Source organism: Streptomyces sp. NPDC002886, from assembly GCF_042888445.1.
GTDB lineage: Bacteria > Actinomycetota > Actinomycetes > Streptomycetales > Streptomycetaceae > Streptomyces.
Map to the genome: position 1 here is coordinate 60,774 of NZ_JBIAPV010000015.1, position 18,754 is coordinate 79,527.

17 protein-coding genes and 2 tRNA genes are annotated in these 18,754 nt (G+C 74.7%); 12 read left to right on the plus strand and 7 right to left on the minus strand.

All coding sequences use genetic code 11. From position 1 onward, the window contains the following. Positions 1-33: 33 nt before the first annotated feature. Positions 34-1,191: a heparan-alpha-glucosaminide N-acetyltransferase domain-containing protein gene (locus ACFYYB_RS39410; protein WP_389443019.1), complete on the minus strand. Its 1,158-nt coding sequence runs from the start codon at positions 1,189-1,191 to the stop codon at positions 34-36. A gap of 220 nt (positions 1,192-1,411) precedes the next feature. Here ACFYYB_RS39410 and ACFYYB_RS39415 point away from each other — a divergent pair. The 4 genes from ACFYYB_RS39415 to ACFYYB_RS39430 all read left to right on the plus strand — a co-directional run bounded on the left by ACFYYB_RS39415 (position 1,412) and on the right by ACFYYB_RS39430 (position 4,017). Further along, a tRNA-His gene (locus ACFYYB_RS39415) sits at positions 1,412-1,484 on the plus strand. Between the two features lie 90 nt (positions 1,485-1,574). Further along, positions 1,575-1,916: a hypothetical protein gene (locus ACFYYB_RS39420; RefSeq protein WP_389443021.1), complete on the plus strand. Its 342-nt coding sequence runs from the start codon at positions 1,575-1,577 to the stop codon at positions 1,914-1,916. Next, positions 1,865-2,698, plus strand: coding sequence for an alpha/beta hydrolase (locus tag ACFYYB_RS39425; RefSeq protein ID WP_389443023.1), 834 nt, complete (start codon positions 1,865-1,867; stop codon positions 2,696-2,698). The genes ACFYYB_RS39420 and ACFYYB_RS39425 overlap by 52 nt, the downstream gene beginning before the upstream one ends. A 53-nt stretch (positions 2,699-2,751) precedes the next feature. Then, positions 2,752-4,017 (plus strand): hypothetical protein, encoded by a 1,266-nt coding sequence (locus ACFYYB_RS39430; RefSeq protein ID WP_389443025.1) that lies wholly within the window; start codon positions 2,752-2,754, stop codon positions 4,015-4,017. 29 nt (positions 4,018-4,046) lie between these two features. Here ACFYYB_RS39430 and ACFYYB_RS39435 read toward each other — a convergent pair whose 3' ends face one another. Next, the gene (locus tag ACFYYB_RS39435) at positions 4,047-4,802 is read right to left on the minus strand and encodes an alpha/beta fold hydrolase (RefSeq protein WP_389443027.1); all 756 of its coding nucleotides are present in this window, start codon (positions 4,800-4,802) and stop codon (positions 4,047-4,049) included. A 72-nt stretch (positions 4,803-4,874) separates the two neighbouring features. Between ACFYYB_RS39435 and ACFYYB_RS39440 the strand changes: the two genes are divergently transcribed. After that, positions 4,875-5,651 carry a hypothetical protein gene (locus tag ACFYYB_RS39440; protein ID WP_389443029.1) on the plus strand — a complete coding sequence of 259 codons (777 nt, stop codon included), beginning with the start codon at positions 4,875-4,877 and terminating at the stop codon, positions 5,649-5,651. Here the strand turns inward: ACFYYB_RS39440 and ACFYYB_RS39445 are convergent. Further along, positions 5,638-7,701, minus strand: a complete 2,064-nt coding sequence (locus tag ACFYYB_RS39445; protein WP_389443032.1) for a phosphocholine-specific phospholipase C — start codon at positions 7,699-7,701, stop codon at positions 5,638-5,640. The genes ACFYYB_RS39440 and ACFYYB_RS39445 overlap by 14 nt on opposite strands. A 337-nt stretch (positions 7,702-8,038) precedes the next feature. On the opposite strand from ACFYYB_RS39445, the gene ACFYYB_RS39450 reads away from it, so the two are divergent. The 7 genes from ACFYYB_RS39450 (at position 8,039) to ACFYYB_RS39480 (ending at position 15,106) form a co-directional block, all read left to right on the plus strand. Then, a complete protein-coding gene (locus tag ACFYYB_RS39450) occupies positions 8,039-9,079 on the plus strand; it encodes a 3-oxoacyl-ACP synthase III family protein (RefSeq protein ID WP_389443034.1) in 1,041 nt (346 codons plus the stop codon). Then, positions 9,076-9,828, plus strand: a complete 753-nt coding sequence (locus ACFYYB_RS39455) for a glycosyltransferase family 2 protein (protein ID WP_389443036.1) — start codon at positions 9,076-9,078, stop codon at positions 9,826-9,828. Before ACFYYB_RS39450 ends, ACFYYB_RS39455 begins: the two co-directional genes overlap by 4 nt. Then, entirely contained in the window at positions 9,828-11,489 is a 1,662-nt protein-coding gene (locus ACFYYB_RS39460) for an AMP-binding protein (RefSeq protein ID WP_389443038.1), read from the plus strand. The genes ACFYYB_RS39455 and ACFYYB_RS39460 overlap by 1 nt, the downstream gene beginning before the upstream one ends. Before the next feature lie 74 nt (positions 11,490-11,563). After that, on the plus strand, positions 11,564-12,304 hold the full coding sequence (locus tag ACFYYB_RS39465; protein ID WP_389443041.1) for a YhjD/YihY/BrkB family envelope integrity protein: 741 nt from the start codon (positions 11,564-11,566) through the stop codon (positions 12,302-12,304). Beyond that, on the plus strand, positions 12,301-13,059 hold the full coding sequence (locus ACFYYB_RS39470; protein WP_389443043.1) for a glycosyltransferase family 2 protein: 759 nt from the start codon (positions 12,301-12,303) through the stop codon (positions 13,057-13,059). Before ACFYYB_RS39465 ends, ACFYYB_RS39470 begins: the two co-directional genes overlap by 4 nt. Further along, positions 13,056-14,183 carry a cytochrome P450 gene (locus tag ACFYYB_RS39475; protein ID WP_389443045.1) on the plus strand — a complete coding sequence of 376 codons (1,128 nt, stop codon included), beginning with the start codon at positions 13,056-13,058 and terminating at the stop codon, positions 14,181-14,183. Before ACFYYB_RS39470 ends, ACFYYB_RS39475 begins: the two co-directional genes overlap by 4 nt. Further along, the gene (locus tag ACFYYB_RS39480; protein ID WP_389443047.1) at positions 14,180-15,106 is read left to right on the plus strand and encodes an NAD-dependent epimerase/dehydratase family protein; all 927 of its coding nucleotides are present in this window, start codon (positions 14,180-14,182) and stop codon (positions 15,104-15,106) included. Before ACFYYB_RS39475 ends, ACFYYB_RS39480 begins: the two co-directional genes overlap by 4 nt. Positions 15,107-15,162: 56 nt before the next feature. Here the strand turns inward: ACFYYB_RS39480 and ACFYYB_RS39485 are convergent. The 4 genes from ACFYYB_RS39485 to murC form a co-directional block, all read right to left on the minus strand. Next, positions 15,163-15,235, minus strand: a tRNA-OTHER gene (locus ACFYYB_RS39485). Positions 15,236-15,298: 63 nt separating this feature from the next. Beyond that, positions 15,299-16,672 carry a hypothetical protein gene (locus ACFYYB_RS39490; RefSeq protein WP_389443049.1) on the minus strand — a complete coding sequence of 458 codons (1,374 nt, stop codon included), beginning with the start codon at positions 16,670-16,672 and terminating at the stop codon, positions 15,299-15,301. A gap of 137 nt (positions 16,673-16,809) precedes the next feature. Continuing rightward, complete coding sequence (gene msrB / locus ACFYYB_RS39495) at positions 16,810-17,229, minus strand: peptide-methionine (R)-S-oxide reductase MsrB (protein WP_327303843.1); 420 nt, start codon at positions 17,227-17,229, stop codon at positions 16,810-16,812. A 36-nt stretch (positions 17,230-17,265) separates the two neighbouring features. Further along, positions 17,266-18,660, minus strand: a complete 1,395-nt coding sequence (gene murC, locus ACFYYB_RS39500; RefSeq protein WP_389443052.1) for a UDP-N-acetylmuramate--L-alanine ligase — start codon at positions 18,658-18,660, stop codon at positions 17,266-17,268. Positions 18,661-18,754: the final 94 nt, after the last annotated feature.

Below are 18,754 nucleotides of genomic sequence, written 5' to 3' on the forward strand. Positions count from 1 at the left end.
GCCCCACCCCACACGGCCCCGCAGGGCTTCGCCTCAGGCCGGGGTCACCGCGCGCAGGGCCCACTCCAGCGGCCCCCGCCGCAACTCCGTACCGCGCAGGAAGTGGGCCCAGGCCAGGCAGCCGATCACCGCGGCACCCGAGAAGCCGCCCAGCACCTCCCACCCGCTCCACCCCCGCAGGAACACCGCCAGGGCGAGCGCGTGCGCCACGTACACCGTCAAGGCCATCGCGCCGACGGCGGCCAGCGGCCGCAGCAGCCTCGCCGTCACCCGGCCCGCGCCGTGCGCGGCCAGGCCGAGCAGGCCTATGAGGGCCGCCCCGACGCCGGAGTTCCCGAGGGTCTCCAGCGGGGTCTGGCTGTAGGGGCCGGCCACCAGCAGCCAGTCCCAGGAGGTGCTCGGGACGGCTCCGAACTGCTCCCCCAGCACGGCCGCGACCGGGTCGGGCTCCGCCGCGGCCCAGGGGTGTTCGCGTGCGACGGCCTCCAGCAGCGGCTCGCGCCGACCGCCGGGGCCCAGCGCGAGCCAGGAGGCCCCGTAGCCGGCGAGGCCGGCCGCCGCCCCGTAGCCGGTCAGCATCCATGCCGAGCGCCGGCTCCGCGGATCGGCGAGGCGGCCCAGGGCCATGCCGGCCAGGACGTACGGGAAGTAGGTGAGCAGCGGGTACGCGCCCGAGAGCAGCAGGTCCCGCAGCATCCCCCCGGCGCCCGCCCAGCTCGCCAGGTCGGCGGGGAGCGGCGTGGCACCGCGGCCCGAGGTGCGCAGCCCGAGGGCGGGGCCCAAGAGGTACGAGAGGACCGGGCCGAGCACCACCGAGGCGCCGGCGACGGCCGCCAGGGTGCGGGTGCGCAGCCGGGTGAAGGGTTCGGCGGCCAGGAAGTAGACGGCGTAGAAGGCCAGGATCACGAGGATGCCGGGCGAGAGCGCGGCCAGACCCAGGCCGAGCGCGCCGAGGATGGCGCAGCGGGTCAGGGTGGCCCGCAGGGGCGGCGGGCCGGCGGCGCGGGAGCGGGCGAGCGCGAGGGAGAAGCCGGCGATGAGCGTGAAGACGGCCGGCGCCCGCCCGTCGGCGGCGACGAGCAGCCAGCCGGGGCCCTCGGGCGCGGGCGGCGGGCCGACGTGCACGGCGAACATGCCGAGGACGGCGATGCCGCGGGCGGCGTCGAGACCGGTCAGTCGGTTTGATCCCATACGGGTAGGGATGGGGATCCGGGGCCCGGGGTTGCCTGCGCCCCGGCCCGCGCCCCGGCCGGACCCCCGGCCGGACCCCCGGCCGGACCCCCGCCCGGGTCCGCGCGGACCTGCCCGGACCCGGGCCGGGCCGGGCCGCCGGAAAAGGCGTCGCGGGAGCACCCCGCTGATCAGCTATGCTGTGCTTGCACATCGAACGGGCGGTCCGCCGCCCTTCGTGGTGGGTGTAGCTCAGTTGGTAGAGCACCTGGTTGTGGTCCAGGTGGCCGCGGGTTCAAGTCCCGTCACTCACCCTGTTGATCCCGTGGGGGTCACGAGTTTTCCTCGTGACCCCCACGGGTTTTTTCGTTCCCCCGCGGGAGCGGCGTGGCAGGATCAACCACATGAAATGGGACATCGGGGGTGCCCCGGCGCTGTTCCTCGCCGTCCTCGTGGCGGCCGCCGTGTTCGGGGCCGCGGTGTGGCTGTGGCCCCGGCTCGCGGGACACGGGGTGCGGCCGGTGCTGGGGCGGGCCGGGCTGCAGCTCGCGATCACCCTGACGAGCGGTTCGGCGCTGCTGCTCGCGGTGAACTCCTCGTACGGTTTCTACGGCTCCTGGCACGACCTGCTGTCCCTGCGCCGCGAGGACCCGGTGACGGCGGGCGCGGACGCCTCGGGCCGGGACGCGCTGCTGTGCGGGGCACCCACTCGTGGCGGCACGCCGGCTCCGACGACCCCGCGGTGATCGGCCGGATCGAGGCGGTGACCGTGCGCGGGGCCCGCAGCGGGCTGTCGGGGCAGGGGTACGTGTACCTGCCGCCGCAGTACGTGCACGCGTCGGCCGGGCGCCGGGCGGAGTTCCCGGTGGTGCTGGCGCTGAGCGGGTTCCCGAGCACGCCGGGGGTGCTGATCGACCGGCTGCGGTACCCGCAGCTCGCGCTGGACGCGGTGCGGGCGGGCCGGATGCGGCCGGCGGTGCTGGTCCTGATGACCCCGACGGTGGCGCCGCCCAGGGACACGCAGTGCGTGGACGTCCCGGGCGGGCCGCAGGCGCACACCTTCTTCGCGCGGGACCTGCCGGCGGCGGTCTCCTCTTACTACGGCCTCGCCCGGGACGCCCGGGGGTGGGGCGTGATGGGCAATTCGGTGGGCGGCTACTGCGCGCTGAAGTTGGCCCTGCGCACGCCGGACGCCTACCGGGCGGCGGCCGCGCTGTCGGCCCCGTACGCGGCCGCGCGGGACGCGGACACCGGCGACCTGTTCGGCGGCGACGCGGGCCGCGCGCTCCAGGACGACCTGCTGTGGCGGCTGCGGAACCTGCCGCAGCCGCCGGTGTCCCTGCTGGTGGCGAGCAGCCGCACGGGCGAGCACCAGTACCCGCGGACACTGGAGTTCATCGACGCGGTACGGGCGCCGGCGCGCGCCTCCTCGATCATCCTGCCGAGCGGCGGCCACAACTACGAGACCTGGGCCCGCGAGGTCCCGTCCGCCCTGGAATGGCTGGTGGGACGGCTGAGCCCGCACTGACGCCCCACGTATCGTCGTCGCCTACGACGAGTAGACGACGGGGGAGCACGCACATGGACGGGGACGTGGAGGGTGCCGCGAGCGGCGGGTCGGACGGCTCGGCTTCACTGCTCGCCGCGGTCCGGGCAGGAGACGCCTCCCTGGTGAAGGTCCTGCTCGCCCAAGACGGCAGCATCGACTGGGTGGACGAGGCGTTCCGCCTCGCCCTCTCGACGCGCTCGGGAACCATCGCCGATCTGCTGCTCTCCTCCGGCGCCGACCGCGGCGCGTGCCCGCCGCACGAGCTCCCGTCGCTGCGCGAGGCGGTGGAGTCGGGGTCGGCCATCCTGGTCGAGCTGCTCCTGGATCCGGAGGTCCGGCAGCAGGGCGGCGAGCCCGAGCTCCTCGTGATGCGGGACCTCGCCCGCCGGCTGCACGAGACGGGGGTCGAAAGCCGGCTGCGACGCCTCACCGGCTCCCGGGACGATCTCGTCCGCACCCGGGTCCGGAACGGCGCGTACGACAGCGTCGACGCGTACTCGCTCGGTGGGATCACCGTGCGCGACGGCTACGCGGCGATCCTCACGGACCTTGAGAGCCTGCTCGGCGAGCGCACCTCGTTCGAGGAGCTGATGGCGCGAGCGGTCCGCCACGACCAGCAGCACTGCTCTTGGGGGGCCGCCACCATGCTGCTGTCCCACCGGCGCGACCAGGAGACCTGGGCTGCCGCCGCGGCGCTGCGCTCGCGTCCGGAGCCGTCCCACCGGCTGTTCGGCGCCGAGGTGCTCCGGCTGACCCACCTCTTCGACGACAGCGAAGAGGAGGTGTTCACCGACCCCGCCCGGGAACTCTTCATCGACTGGTCGGCCCGGGAAGAGGACGTCGCCGTACTCACCGAGGTGCTGATCGCACTCGGTGAGCACTGCGATCTCCGCGCCGTCGCGGCCCTCGTGCCCTTCGCCGGCCACCGCGACTCCGGGGTGCGGCGCGCGGTGGCCCGCGGCTGCGGTACGTGGCCCGAGGCGCCCGTCTTCGCCGATGATGTCCGCGCGACGCTGCTGGGGCTGATGGCGGACGTGGACGCCGAGGTCCGGCAGACCGCGTGCCACACGGTGGCCGAGGGCAAGGACCGTCATCCCGCCCTCGTCGAGGCCATGGCCGCCCTGCTGGACGACGCGGACCGCCAGGTCCGGGTCAAGGCCGTGTACGGGCTGGCGCTGCACGACGACGAGCGCTGCGTGGAAGGGGCTCGCCGCCTCCCCCCGGCACCGCCCGGAACCCGGTACGAGTTCGACCTCGACGCGGTGTGGCGCTACGAGTGGCGCCGCGACGGCCGCTGACGCCACGTCGTGCCGTTGCCCTCACGCCGTCACCCGCGCAGGAAGGCCTCCACCTCCGTGGCGAAGGCCACCGGGGTCTCGTGCGGCGGGTAGTGGCCGGCTCCGGGCAGCGGCTGGACGCGGCAGTTGGGGTACGAGACCTGCCAGGTGCCGCGCATGACGTCCACCGTGAGCGCGAGGTCGTACTCGCCGACGAGGACCAGCACCGGGACGGTGCTGCCCTTCACGGCGGCGGACAGGTCGAGCGGCTGCCAGCTCGCCAGGTACGCGGCGAAGGCCTCCGGCAGGGACACCTCGAGGGAGTGCGCGACCATCCGCTCCAGCCAGTACGGGCTCGCGCGGCGGCCGGTGACGATGTCGAGGATGGCGCGGCGGTTCTCCGCACTGGCGGCGGCCCCGTAGAAGAGGTCGTGGGTGGCGTCGTCCATCGCGTAGGGGCCGGCGGGGACCGGGTTGATGCCGATCAGCTTCTCGACCCGCTCCGGGGCGCGGACCAGGACCTGCTGGATGGCCTTGCCGCCCATGGAGTGACCGAGGAGGGAGAAGGTGTCCCAGCCGAGCTCGTCGGCGAGCGCGAGGACGTCGTCGGCGATCTCGGGGAGCGTGTACCGGCCGGGGACGTCCCTGCGGTCGCCGTAGCCGCGGTAGTCGAGGAAGGCGTACGAGAACTCCCGCGGGTCCAGGTGGTCCAGTACGGAGCCCCAGTTGGCGGACGTGCCGAACCAGTCGTGCAGCACGATGACGCGGACGGGGCCGGTGCCGGTCCTGCGGTGGGCGATGGCCATGCGTTCTCCCTCGGTGACGGGGCGGAAAGAATTGCCGCCGTACGTTCTGCCCACCGCGCCTACCATCACACCGTGACGAACCCGCCTTCCGTCGCCGTCGAACGCGTCCGGGTCCGCGACGCGAAGAGCGCCGACGGCCACCCGTACCACCCGACGCGGTACGAGATCACCGACCTGGCCGAGATCGCGGAGGTCCTCGCCGTGTGGCCCGACGAACCGGCGCCCGGGCCGGGCTCCGGAGGGCCGGCGGAAGCCGACCCCGGGGTCGACCACTTCGTATGCATGTGCATGGAGCACGAGGCCGACCCGTTCGACGCCACGGACGACCCCGCGATCCGGCCGGTGCCGCCCGTCCGGACCGGACCGCTCGCCCGGCTGCTCGACCGCGACGCCCCGGACGGCATCCCGGCCCGGCACCGGGCCCGGTGGGTGGCCGCGGCGCCCGAGGCGCTGCGCGGCTACGCCGGGGCCATGGCCCGGGGCGAGGATCCGCCGCGCCCGGTACGGGTCCCGCTGGCCGCCGCCTTCTCCTGGCAGGGGGCCATACGCGAGGCACCCACCGACGCGGCCTCGCTCCTGGCGGAACTGGCGCCCGCGCGGCTGCTCGTGGGAGCCGCCACCGAGGACCTGGCGTGGGCGGTCCGGCAGACCGACCGCCTCGGGCTCGACGCGGCCGTGCGGTTCTTCGCCGGCGAGGAGTTCACCACCCGCCACCCCAAGCGGCGCCGCGTCCCGGACACCGCCCGGGACCTGCTGCTCCGGCACGCCCGCAGCCACCGTCCCCGCGACCTCCCGGTCCTGGAACGACGGCTGCTGCGCATGCCGGACGACCGCGTCAGACGGTCTTGATCGCCGGGTCCGAGACTCCGGCCGCGCCCGTCTCCACGTGGCCGGCGAAGCGGCGCAGGAAGGTGGCGTCGGCGTCGGAGACGACGGTGACGTCGTACCAGCGGGCCGTGCCGGACAGCGACACGGTGTGCGCGACGGTGGCGCCCGCCGCGACGCGCACGACCTGGGCCGCGCCGCCGTAGGCGTTGGTGACGGTCAGGTTGACGGCCGCCGTGCCCTCGTTGGTCAGGGACAGCACCAGGTTGCCGGTGGACGCGGAGTGGCGGGCCGTGGCCTCGGGGCCGGCCTTCTTCGCCGGGCCCTTCCAGGTGCGCAGGAAGCCGTTCGGGCCCCAGACCGAGAGGTTGATCTGGTTGCCGGTGGAGCCGCTCGTGCTCCAGGTGTCCGACAGGGTCTTGCCCGCCTCGACCGTGTAGGGCCACGGGCCGTCCGTACGGTTGCCCGAGGTGCTGTGGAAGTGGGCGCCGAGGGAGGGACCCGAGGAGAAGGTCAGGGTGAACTTGCCCGTGGAGACGGCGGCCTTGCCGTCCACGTACGGGGCGTAGCCCAGGGCGCGCGTCGGCTTCCCGCCGGCCTCCTGCTTGGGCAGGGTGCCCGTCGCGGGCGGGGCCGGGTTGTAGGACGCGTGGCGGTTCTTGTCCGGCGGTACGTACGAGGCCGTGGACGGCAGGGCGGCGGGCGCGGCGTCGGCCTTGGTGAAGTCGAAGGCCGAGGTCAGGTCTCCGCAGACCGCGCGGCGCCACGGGGAGATGTTGGGCTCCTGCACGCCGAAGCGCTTCTCCATGAAGCGGATCACCGAGGTGTGGTCGAAGGTCTCGGAGCAGACGTAGCCGCCCTTGCTCCACGGGGAGACCACGATCATCGGGACGCGGGGGCCGAGCCCGTACGGGCCGGCGGCGTAGCCGGAGACGCCCCCGGTGTACAGGTCGCCGGTGACGCTCGCCGTGGACAGGCCCCAGGCGGAGGACGCCGGCGGATACGGCGGGACGACGTGGTCGAAGAAGCCGTCGTTCTCGTCGTAGGTGATGAAGAGGGCCGTCTTCGCCCACACGTCGGGGTTCGCGGTCAGCGAGTCCAGGACCTGCGAGATGTACCAGGCGCCGAAGTTCGTGGGCCAGTTGGCGTGCTCGCTGAACGCCTCGGGGGCGGCGATCCAGGAGACCTTCGGAAGGGTTCCGTTCACGACGTCCGCGCGCAGCTTGTCGAAGTAGGTGCCGCCCGCCTTGACGTCGGTGCCCGTACGGGCCTTCTCGTACAGCGCGCTGCCGGGCTGGGCGTTGCGGAAACTGTTGAAGTACAGCAGCGAGTTGTCGCCGTAGTTGCCGCGGAAGGCGTCGTTGATCCAGCCCCAGGATCCGGCGGCGTTCAGGCCGTCGCCGATGTCCTGGTAGACCTTCCAGGAGACTCCGGCCGTCTCCAGGCGCTCGGGGTAGGTCTTCCAGCCGTAGCCGGCTTCCTGGTTGCCGAGGACCGGGCCGCCGCCCACTCCGTCGTTGCCCGTGTAACCCGACCACAGGTAGTAGCGGTTGGGGTCGGTGGCGCCGATGAAGGAGCAGTGGTAGGCGTCGCACACCGTGAAGGCGTCGGCGAGGGCGTAGTGGAACGGGATGTCGTTCCGGGTCATGTACGCCATGGTCGTAGCCGTCTTGGCCGGGACCCACTTGTCGTACTTGCCGTTGTTGTACGCCTGGTGGCCGCCGGCCCAGTCGTGGTTCAGACCCGTCAGGAACTGCATGCCGAGGTCGTTGATCTGCGGGTTGAAGGGCAGGATGTCCTTCGTCCCGTTGGACTGGTAAAAGACGGACTTGCCGTTGTCCTGGACGACCGGTCGCGGGTCCCCGAACCCGCGGACCCCCTTCATCGCACCGAAGTAGTGGTCGAAGGAACGGTTCTCCTGCATGAGGACGACGATGTGCTCGATGTCCTGGATGGTGCCGGTACTGCCCTGGGCCGAAATGGCGGCGGCCCGCGCGATGCTCTCGTTCAGCATCGTGACGGCGGCGGCGCCACCGGCGATCTGCAGGAACCTGCGCCGATTCAATTCAGTCATGGAGAACGACCTCTGCGGGTGAGACGGGTGCGGGGGGATGTCGATGGGCGCCCCAAGAACAGCGGCCCCGGGGTACCGGTCGGCATTGCTGGAATGACAGTGGGCCGTACACCTGGAGAACGGAATACCTCGTCAGACGGTTCATGCCCCACGCGCCACTTCCCTTCGCGGGTGTCGCGACCCTTCGCGCCCATCGCGCCCCTTCGCGGCCATCGCCCCCGTTCGCGGCCATCGTCCCCGTGCCGCGGGGCGCAGGACCCGAGTACTCATCCGGTCCGCGGGCGGGATGAGCATCCGTACTCAGGACCGGGGCCCGGCGGCGCGTCATGGTGAGGACATGCCGAATCAGCCATCCGCACCGCGTCCGCCCGGCCCGCCGCGGCTCCGCGCCGGGATCACCGCCGTCGCCGGCATCCTGCCCGGGGACGTCCTCTCCTCCGACCGGCTCGAGCACGAGGTCGCCGGCCGGGCCGGAATCACGCTGCCGTCCCGACTACTGGCCCAGGCCACCGGGATCCGTACCCGCCGGATCGCGGGCGACGGGGTGTACGCGTCCACGCTCGCGGTGGGCGCGGCCCGCCGGGCGCTGGACAGCGCCGGGCTCGGGCCCGCCGACATCGACCTGCTGCTCTTCGCCTCCGCCTCCCGCGATGTCGCCGAGCCCGCCACCGCGCACATCGTGCAGGCCGAACTCGGCACGAGGGCGCACGCCTTGGACGTCACCAACGCGTGCAACAGCTTCGTCAACGGCATCGACCTCGCCCGCGCCATGATCCTCGCCGGCCGGGCCCGGCGGGCCCTGGTGGTCACCGGGGAGACCCCGAGCCGGGCCGTGCGGACGGCGCCCGCCGACTTCGCCGAGTTCCGGGCCGGCTTCGCGGGCTACACCTTCGGCGACGCGGGGGCCGCCGTCGTCGTGGAGCCGGTGGAGCGTGGCGGGATCCTCGACGTGGACACCGAGACCCACTCCGAACACTGGCGGGTCGGCGGCATCCCGGGCGGCGGCTCGCGCCACCCGCGCGGGGACGCGTACACGTACTTCCGCGGCGACGGGCACGAACTGCGCGGGGTCTTCGAGAAGGTGGGCACCGCCGTCATCGACCGGACCCTGCACCGCACGGGCATGGACTGGGACGACTTCTCCAAGGTGCTGGTGCACCAGGTGACCGTGCCCTATCTGGAGCGGTTCGCCGAGCTGACCGGCGTGCCGGCCGGAAAGCTGGTGGTGACCGTGCCCGAGCTCGGCAACATCGCCAGCGCGACGATCGGGGTGCAGCTCGACCGGATATTCGATGAACTGGGCTCGGGTGAGCGGGTGTTGTTCGTCGGACTCGGCGGCGGGATCAGCATCATGACGATGGTCTGGGAGAAGTCGTGAGCACGGCCGGGCGGCTGTGGGTGGTGGTCCCCGCGCACGAGGAGGAGGCCCGGCTCGCGGGCACCCTCGCCGCGCTCGCCCGCCAACGGGACCGGGACTTCACCCTGTTGGTCGTCGACAACGCCTCGGCCGACCGGACGGGATCCGTGGCACGGGAGTTCGCGGCGGAGGCCCCCTTCGCGGTGGAGGTCATCGAGAAACCGGAGAAGGGCGTCGGCTCCGCCGTGGACACCGGCTTCCGGTACGCGATCGGGCGCGGCGCGACCCTGCTCGCCCGCACCGACGCCGACTGCCTGCCCCACCCGGGGTGGACGGGCGCGGCGCGGGCGGCGCTGGTCCGCAGCCCCGGGCTGGTCTGCGGGCGGATCGTGGCCCGCCGCGACGAACACGGTCCGCTGGGCCGCGCCGGGTTCGGGGTCCTCGTCCGGCTCGCCGGGCTCTTCGGCCGGCTGCGGCCCGAGCACGCGCGGCGCCGCGGCTACCGCGCCCCGTACCGGATGCACGCCGGGAACAACATGGCCATCACCGCCGAGCTGTACCTGGCCGTCGGCGGGATGCCGCGGCGCCCCTCCCCCACCGACCGGCTCTTCCTCAACGCGGTGCGCCGCCACACCGACCGAATCACGCGCTGCCGGGCCATGGTCGTGGAGAACTCCACGCGCCGGCTGAAGGCCTACGGGATCACCGGCACGGCCCGCTGGTACCTCGGCCGCGGCAGCGGCCCGCACGGAACGGACGACCCCCGCTGATGCTGGACCGCCTCGACCACGCCCTGCGCGCCCGTCCCGATCGGCCCGCCGTCCTGACCGCCACGCGTACGGGAGCCACCCGGACCGCCGCCACGCGCGGGGAACTCGCCGAGCTGGCGGACGCGTTCGCCGCCGCCCTGCACGCGCGCGGGCTGCGCGCCGGGGACACCGTCGGGGTCGCCGTACGCCCCGGACCCCGTGCGCTCGCCGTGCTGCTCGCGCTGTGGCGGCTCGGTCTGCGCGGGGCCGTCCTGGACCCGGGGGCCGGACCCGACGTGCTGCGCGCCCGGCTGACGGCCGCGCGGCCCCAGCTGGTGCTGGCCGACGCCGCCGCGCAGGCGGTGGCCGGGTGGGCCCGGCCGCTGGCCCGGCGGGCGGCCGGGCTGGAGCTGCCGGAGCTGGCCGGGCTGGGCGCGCCGGTGGCCACGGTCGGGCGGCGGCTGCCGGGGTGCGCGCCCGGGCTGGACCGGCATGCGGGGCGGCTCGGGGTTCCGGCGGGGTTCACGGGGGACGGGGACGCCGACGCCGTCATCGTGTTCACCTCCGGGACCACGGCGCGGCCCCGGGCGGTGGTGCACACGCGGGCGAGTCTGGCCGCGGGGATGGAAACGGTGTCGGCACTGTTCTCCCCAGCCCAGGGAAAGACCTGGGCCTCCGGCCCGGCTGCCGGGCCCGTGCTCGGCGGCACCTTCTTCGTGCTCGTCCCCTCCCTGGTGCGCGGCGCCCCCGTGGCCCTCCCGGCCCGTTCGCCCCGGGTGCTGGCCCGCCAACTGGCCCGGCTGGCACCGCGGGACACCTACCTCGCCCCGCCGCAGCTGCGGGACGCGCTGCGGGCGGGAGCCCGCTTCCGGGGCCGGGTGTGGACCGGGTCCGCGCCGGCGAGCGCGGAACTGCTGGGACGGGTAAGGGAGTCGGGGGCCGATGAGGCCTGGGGGGTGTACGCGCTCACCGAGCTGTTCCCGGCCGCCGCGGTGGAGTCCCGGGAGAAGGCCGCGTACGAAGGTCCCGGCGACCTGGTCGGAGCCCCGCTGCCCGGGGTGCGCGCCGGGTCCGACGCGGACGGGCAGCTCCTGCTGACGGGACCGGGGGCCCGGCACCGCTACCTCGGCGAGGACCCCGATCCGTGGGTGCGTACGGGCGACCGGGCCCGCCTGGACGACGCGGGCCGCATCGTGCTGGAGGGCAGGACGAAGGACATGGTGCTGCGCCGGGCCGAGAACATCTACCCGGGCCTGTACGAACCCGCCCTGCACGTTCCCGGCGTGGAGCTGGCGCTGCTCGTCGGGATTCCGGCGGAGGCGGGCGACCGCCAGGGCGACGAGCGGCTCGTCGCGGTCGTCCAGCCGTGCCACGGCGCCTCCGAGCCCGCCCTGCGGTCCGCGCTGGCGGGCCCCCTGCGCCGGATGGGCACGGCAGCGCCCGACGCCCTGCTGTTCGCCCGGATCCCGCTGTCGGGACGCTCCCGCAAACCGGACCGCGCGGCGACGGCGGCCCTGGCGGCCCAGCGGCTGACCTCCGGCCCGGCACGGGACGGATCCGGATGGAACAGGTCCGCACGGAACGGGCCCGCACCGAACGGGTCGGCAGCGAAGGGGTCCGCACCGAACGGGTCCGCACAGGGCAGGTCCGCACCGAACGGCCCCCAGCGGGGCGCCGCGTGACGGCCGCACCCGCGCGGCGAGCCCGCTCCGGCACACCCTGGCGGACCCGCACCGCGGCCGTCCGGGACCGGGTCATGGCCTCCCATCGCCGCTACACCCGGGCCAACGGCGACGCCCTCGCGGGCTCGCTCACGTACGCCCTGCTCGTCGGGACGGCCCCGGCCGTCCTGCTGCTCGGTGCGCTGGCCGGCCGGGCCGGGGCGGGGGCGGACGGGGTCCGGCGGGTCGTGGACGGGCTGGCCGCGGCCCTGCTGCCCGCCGCCGCGGCTCCGCTGGCCGGGCGGCTGCCCATCGCGGCTCCGCACTGGCGGCCGCTGCTCGTCCTCGCCCTCGGCTGGTCGGCGGTGCGCACGACCCGGGCGCTGCGCACCGGGATCCGGGCCGTGTGCGGGCAGCACGCGGGCAGCGGAAACCCCGTGCGCGACGCGGCCCGCGACCTCGCGGGATCGGCCGTGCTCTGCCTCGCGGGCACCGCCGTCGCCGCCGCGGTGACGGCCGGAGGTCCGGCCCTGACCGTCCCCGCGCTGTGGGCGCTGTTCTCGGCCGTCCTGTGGCTCGCCCCGCGGCGGGCCCCCGGCAGGCCCCGGCCGGCCGCGATCGCGGGTCCGGCGCTGGCGGCCGCGCTGGCCTGCCGGCTGCTCCTCCTCGCCGCGGGCCCCTACCTCGCCGCGACCGCCGCACTGCACGACGAGCTCTACCACCGGGCCGGACCGCTGATCGGGCTCCTCGTCTGGGCCGGCCTGTGCGCCCGCGTGCTGCTCCGCGCCGCCTCCTGGGCCGCCACCGCCAACACACCGGAAGGGATGCCGAGTTGACGAACCTGTGGGTGGTCGTGCCCGCGTACAACGAATCGGCGGCCATCGGGGCGGCCCTGGCCGCGCTCGCCGCGCAGCACGACACCGGATTCACGCTCGTGGTCGTGGACAACGCCTCCACCGACGGAACGGCGCAGGCCGTACGGGACTTCGCGCGCTCGGCGCCCTTTCCCGTCGCACTCGTCGCGGAGGAGCGGCCCGGCGCCGGGACCGCCGCCGACACGGGGTTCCGCCACGCCATCGCCGCCGGCGCCACCCACCTGCTGCGCACCGACGCCGACTGCCTGCCCGCCCCGGACTGGACGGCCGTCGCGAAGGCGGAGTTCGGGCGGGGCGCCGAGATGCTGTGCGGGCGCAGCGTGCCGCGCCGCGACGAGGGGCCCGGCCTGCTCGAAGCCCGGCTGCTGCCCGCGCTGATCCGGCTCACCTCGCTCTACGGCCGCTACCGGCCCGCCCACCGGCACCCGCGCTACCGCACCCCGTACGTCCTGTGCCACGGCCACAACCTGGGCATCACCGCCGGCCTCTACCTGCGCTGCGGCGGCGCCCTGCGGGTGCCGCTGCACGAGCGGTCCGAGGACGTGGCCCTGCTGAACCGGGCCCGCGAGCACAGCGACCGGATCGTCCGCGCGGAGCACCTGGTGGTGCAGAACAGCTTGCGCAGGCTGCGGAGTTGGGGCCCGCGCCGCACCTTGCTCTGGTACTGGGACCGGCGCTACCGGCCCGCCGACACCGCGGAGGCACACGTCCGATGACCACCGACCCGACCATCCGCACCCCCACACGGGCCGCCACGAAGGCCCGCCGCCGGGACCGGCTGGTCTACCTGCGCTCCCACCCGTTCCTGTTCGCGCTGCTCGCCGCCACCCGCGGCCGGCCCGTGCGCCGGCTCGGGCGCGGCACCCTGCTCGTCCACGGCACGGCGGCCTACCGGGAGGCGCTGACCCGGCTCCCGCTGGACCGCAGCGCGCCCGGTACCACGGGCGGCGCGGCCCGGGCCGCCCGGGTGGAGGGCGTGCTCTTCGACCAGGAGGGCCCCGGCCACCGGACGGCCCGGCGGGAGCTCGCCGAGCTGCTCGGCGCCGGCGGGACCCGGGAACTGCGCGCTGCATGGCACCCGTTGCTCCTGCGGCGGCTCGAACCGCTGGCGCTCGGGGGCTCGGTGGACCTGGTCCCGCTGGCCCGGGAACTGGCCGGCTCGGTGGTGTACGCGCTCCTGCGCCCCGGCTCCTCGGACGGCGCCTCCCCGCTCGCCCTCGCGGAGGCCGCCGCCCAGGCCGCGGCCGCCTCCGTGCGCGGCCACCTCCCCGGCCCGCCCCGTCCCGGCGCCGGGGAGGCCGCGGTCCGCGCCGCCGGGCGGCTGCGCGGGCTCCTGGGGCCGGGGGCGGACGCCCGGGCGGCGATGCTGGCGGTCGCGGCCGTCAACACCACCGTCGCGGCGCTGCCCCGGGCCGTGGCCTGGTGCGCCGACGCCGGGTTGTGGGACCAGGCGGCTGACCCGGAGCTGTGCCCCGCCCTGGCCGACGAACTGCTGCGCGTGACGGCGGCCTCCCCGCTCCTGCCCCGGGTGGCCGCGGCCGACGGCTCGGTCGGGGGCTGCCCGGTCCGGGCCGGGGACCGGCTGCTCCTGGTGGCCCGGCACGCGGCCGGAGCCCACCTGCGGGACCCCGACGGGCACCGCCCCGACGGGCCGGGCGTCGCCCGCCTGGTCTTCGGCGCCGGGCCGCACGCCTGCCCCGGCGCCCGCCTGGCGCGGGAGCAGCTGGCCGGCGTACTGGCTGCGCTGGCTCCGCACCGGCCGGTCGTGACCCGGGCCCGGGTGGACCGCGGGGCCGCCCTGCCCGGGTGGCGCTCGCTGGTCGTACGGGCGGCGGCATGACATCCCGTAGGCCGTCCGCCGTGGCGGGGACCCGGATCGCCGTCACGGGCGCGAGCGGCTTCTGCGGCGGACACGTGGCCCGCGCCGCGGCGGCGGCCGGGGCCCAGGTGCTCTGCGTGGGCCGCAGGCCGGGCCCGCTCGGGGAACACCGCTTCTGGGACGCCTCCCTCGGGGATCCGGACCTCTCCGGTGTGGACCTCGTGGTGCACTGCGCGGCGGCGGTCGGCGATCCGGCCCCGGGCTCCCCCGCCGAGGCCGTCATGCACGCCGTCAACGTGACCGGCACGCAGCGGCTGTTGCGGGCGGCGGGGGCCCGCCCGGTGGTGTGGGTCAGCAGCGCCAGCGTCTACGACCCCCGCCTCGACCGCACGCTCGTCCGCGAGGACCACCCGCGTAAGGGGCACCTGAACGCCTACGGCCGCACGAAGGCCGCCGGCGAGAGCCTCGCGCTGGCCGCGGGCGCGGTGGTGCTGCGCCCGCGCGCCGTGTACGGCCCCGGCGACACCCAGCTCCTGCCCCGCCTGCTCTCCCGGGTCCGCGCCGGAACCCTGTTCCTGCCGGGCCCGGACGTCCCGCTCAGCCTGACGGCGGTGGAGAACCTCGCCGACGCCTGCCTGGCGGCGCCCGCCTGGCCCGCGGGCGCGTACAACATCGCCGACGCCGGCCCCTACCAACGCGACGCGGCCGTCCGCGAGGTCCTGCGGGCCCACGGGGTCCGCGCCCGCGTACGCCACCTCCCGCCGGCCCTGGCCCGGACGGCGGCGAGACTCTCCGAATCCCTGTCCTCGGGCGAACCGGCCCTCAGCCGCTACGCGGTGGACCAGCTCGCCCACCCGGTGGTCCTGGACCTGACCCGCTCCCGCACCCAGGGCTGGGTCCCGCCCCGCACCCTGTCGGACCACCTGGCGGCCCTGCGGGGATGAACCGCGGGAAGAAGGAAGAAGAGGGGAAAGGGAAAGCCGAAAGAGGAAGAAGGCGGCGACGGGGGCAGGATTCGAACCTACGTCCACCCGGAAATCGAGCCGGGCGCTCCTCCGCAGAGCTTCCCCGCCGCCGCTGCGATCCTCCGCGCAACGGCCGGACGGGGCAACTCATTTACCTCGGCGGCCGGCGGCTCACAGCCACTCCTGCGCGGCGGCCCGCTTGTCCTTGCCCGAGAACACCCCGGCGGACCGCAGGGCGCTCGCCATCAGCGGGTCTCTGACCGCGACGCCGTGGACGAGCTCCGGCGTCCGGCGGTAGGGGGCCGGCTCGGCGACGGGCCGCTGCGCGGTCCAGCCGCCCGCGACGGGGTTCACGCCATGCCGTCGGCAGACCTCTTCGACCAGCGAGCGAGGGCACTGCGCCTCCCCCCGCAGCACCTCCCAAGGCAAGGGGAGTTCCGCCCACACATACGTGTCGGGGTGCAGCCCGCCACCGCTCTTGCGGTGCCAGTAGGCCACGTCGGCCGCCATCAGCCGGGGTACCTTGCCCGGGCAGAAGCGGTCCAGAAGGTCCTGCTCGCCCAGTTCGCCGACCAGCGCGAACCAGTGCGCCCGCGCCGTGCTCCAGGCCTGGGCGGCCTGGTTCCAGGTCGAGGAGTCGTTGCCGGGACGCACGATCATGGTGTGCCGCTCCAGCCGGCACCGGTTCCAGGCGTCCTCCAGCATCTCGGCCACCTCCCGCAGGAAACGGTTCCAGCGCACCAGGAGCCGGGCGAGGTCCGCGTCGGAAAGGTGTCCGAGCACATCGGGGGTCGGGTACACGTGGGCGACCACGTACCAGTTCGTCCGGTCGGGCTCCGCGCACAGCCGCCGGAACAGGGCGTCGGCCACCTCGTCGTACGGCCGCCGCTGCTTTCCGTTGGTGAAGACGCTGCGCATGCCGCCCCGTGCGGTGAAGTACGCGACGAAGGCCGCGGTGGCCGGGTCGGCGGCGAACGCCTCGTACGGCACGGTGTGCGCGAGCGCCCCCTTGCCGGTCATCGTGACCTCGCGGCGGCGCTGCTCGTGCACGATCCGGGCCAGTTTGGCCTCCATGCGGCGGAGCAGTCGGAAGCGCTTGTTGTACTGGCGTTTGGAGAGCCCGCCGAGTCCTGCCCCGGCCCGCTCGGCCCGGTCGAGCCGCTCCGTACCGAAGTCGTTCTGCCCGTACTCCCGGCCTATCTCCTCGCCGGCCCGGCGGATCACCTCCTCGATGCGGGCGGGATCGTCACCTGCGTCCACCGGGAGTTCCGGAAGGTTCGGGAACAAGGCGGCCGTGCGCGCGAGTTGGCGCTGTGCGCCGACGGGCCGGGCGAACTCCTCGCTCATCGAGGTGTAGCCGTGCCACATGCTGCGCAGCGAGTGCTCGACGGCCTTGCCGAGGGCGGTGGCGGTGGCGAGATCGAGGTCGGTGCGCTGGGCGGCGAACAGGTCCTGGACCAGTTGGGCCACGTCCTCGGGACGTTTGCGGAGCCCGAGGGAGGCATGCAGCTCACGGAGGAGCCGCTCGGCGTGGAGCGTCGGCATGCGCCCACCCTGCCACCGGGCCCCCGGGAGCTCCACCGGATATGTGCCTCACCGAGCCCAAGGCGCCGGCTCCCGGACCCGTGCGGGGTCGGGGAGCCGGTCCCGGTCCGGTCACCCGGCCCGGGAGGCCGACCGGGTCAGCCCTCGGCGGACGCCGGGCCCGGGGTGAGGCGCAGGGAGATGCTGTTGATGCAGTAGCGCTGGTCCGTGGGGGTCGGGTAGCCCTCGCCCTCGAAGACGTGGCCCAGGTGGGAGCCGCACTTCGCGCACAGCACCTCGGTGCGGACCATGCCGTGGGCGACGTCCGCCTTCAGTTCGACCGCGTCGGAGTCCTTCGGGTCGTAGAAGGACGGCCAGCCGCAGTGCGACTCGAACTTCTCCGTCGAGCGGAACAGCTCGGAGCCGCAGGCGCGGCAGCTGTAGACGCCCTCCGTCTTGGTGTCCGTGTACTCACCGCGGAAGGCGGGCTCGGTCCCGGCGAGGCGCAGCACCTGGTACTCGGACGGGGTCAGCTCCGCCTGCCACTGCTCGTCCGTCTTCTCTACCTCGTACGACATGACTGATCTCCCGTTTTCGCGCTCTTCCCAGAGCCGTCAGTTCGACAGACGGGCCAGGATGGCCGGCCCCAGGTCCGTGACGTCGCCCGCACCCATGGTGAGAACGAGATCGCCGGGCTTGGCCATTCCCGCGATGACGTCCGCGACGGCTTCCTTGGAGTGTTCGGGGGTGACGTCGGCCCCGGCGGCGCGGGCCGCGGCCACGATGATCTCGCTGGTGATCCCCGGGATCGGGTCCTCGCGGGCCGGGTAGATGTCGAGGACGACCGAGGCGTCGGCGAGGGCGAGGGCCTGGCCCATCTCCTTGCCGAGTTCCTGGGTGCGGGAGAAGAGGTGCGGCTGGAAGACGACCAGGATGCGGGAGTCCCCGGCGGCGCCACGGATGGCCTCCAGGTCGGCGGTCATCTCGGTGGGGTGGTGCGCGTAGGAGTCGATGACCTGGACCCCGGCGGCCTCGCCCTTGAGCTGGAGGCGGCGCTTGACCCCGGTGTACTTGCCGAGGGCGGAGGCCAGGTTGTGCGCCGGGATGCCGAGCGCGACACCGGCGGCGAGGGCCGCGACGGCGTTGTGCGCGTAGTGCCGGCCGGGCACGGAGACGGTGAAGGTGAGCATCCGGCCGTCGATGACGACGGTGACCTCGCTGGTCAGCCCGCGCGGGGTGATCTTGGTGATCTGGACGTCGGCGGTGGGCTCCTCGCCGTACGTGACGATCATCAGGTCGGGGTTGCCGGAGACCCGCCCGGCGATCTCGGCCGCGCCCGCCTGGGCGTGGGCGATGACCAGGGTGCCGCCTGCCGGGATCTTGCCGACGAAGGTCTCGAAGGACTCGTAGATCTCGTCCATCGACGCGTAGTTCGCGTGGTGGTCGAGCTCGGCGTTGAGGATGATCGCGACCTGCGGCGTGTACTTGTGGAAGCTGCGGTCGCTCTCGTCCGCCTCGGCCACGAAGATGTCGCCCTCGCCGTGGTGGGCGTTGGAGCCGGGGGCGTCCAGGTCGCCGCCGATGGCGTACGAGGGGTCCAGGCCCAGCGCCGAGAGGGAGACGGCCAGCATCGAGGTGGTGGTGGTCTTGCCGTGGGTGCCGGCGACGGCGATCGGCCGCAGGCCGTCCATCAGCCCGGCCAGGGCGTCGGAGCGGTGCACGACGGGGATGCCGAGCTCGGCGGCGCGGGCCAGCTCCGGGTTGTCGGCGCGGATGGCGCTGGAGACGACCACGCAGGTGGCGTCGTCGGCGAGGTGACCGGCGGCGTGCCCGATGTGGACCGTGGCACCGTGGGCGCGCAGCGCCTGGGCGGTCTCGGAGTCACGGGCGTCACTGCCGGCCACCTTGGCGCCGCGCTGGGCCAGGATCTTCGCGATGCCGGACATGCCGGCGCCGCCGATGCCGATGAAGTGGGGCCGTTCCATGGCGGTCGGCAGGCCGGGCTTCATTCAGGTAGCTCCAGGATCGAGTGCGTACGTACGGCAGCCGGAGGCGCGCGATCAACCGCGATCGACGGGGACGCGCGGTCCGGCCGCCTCCACC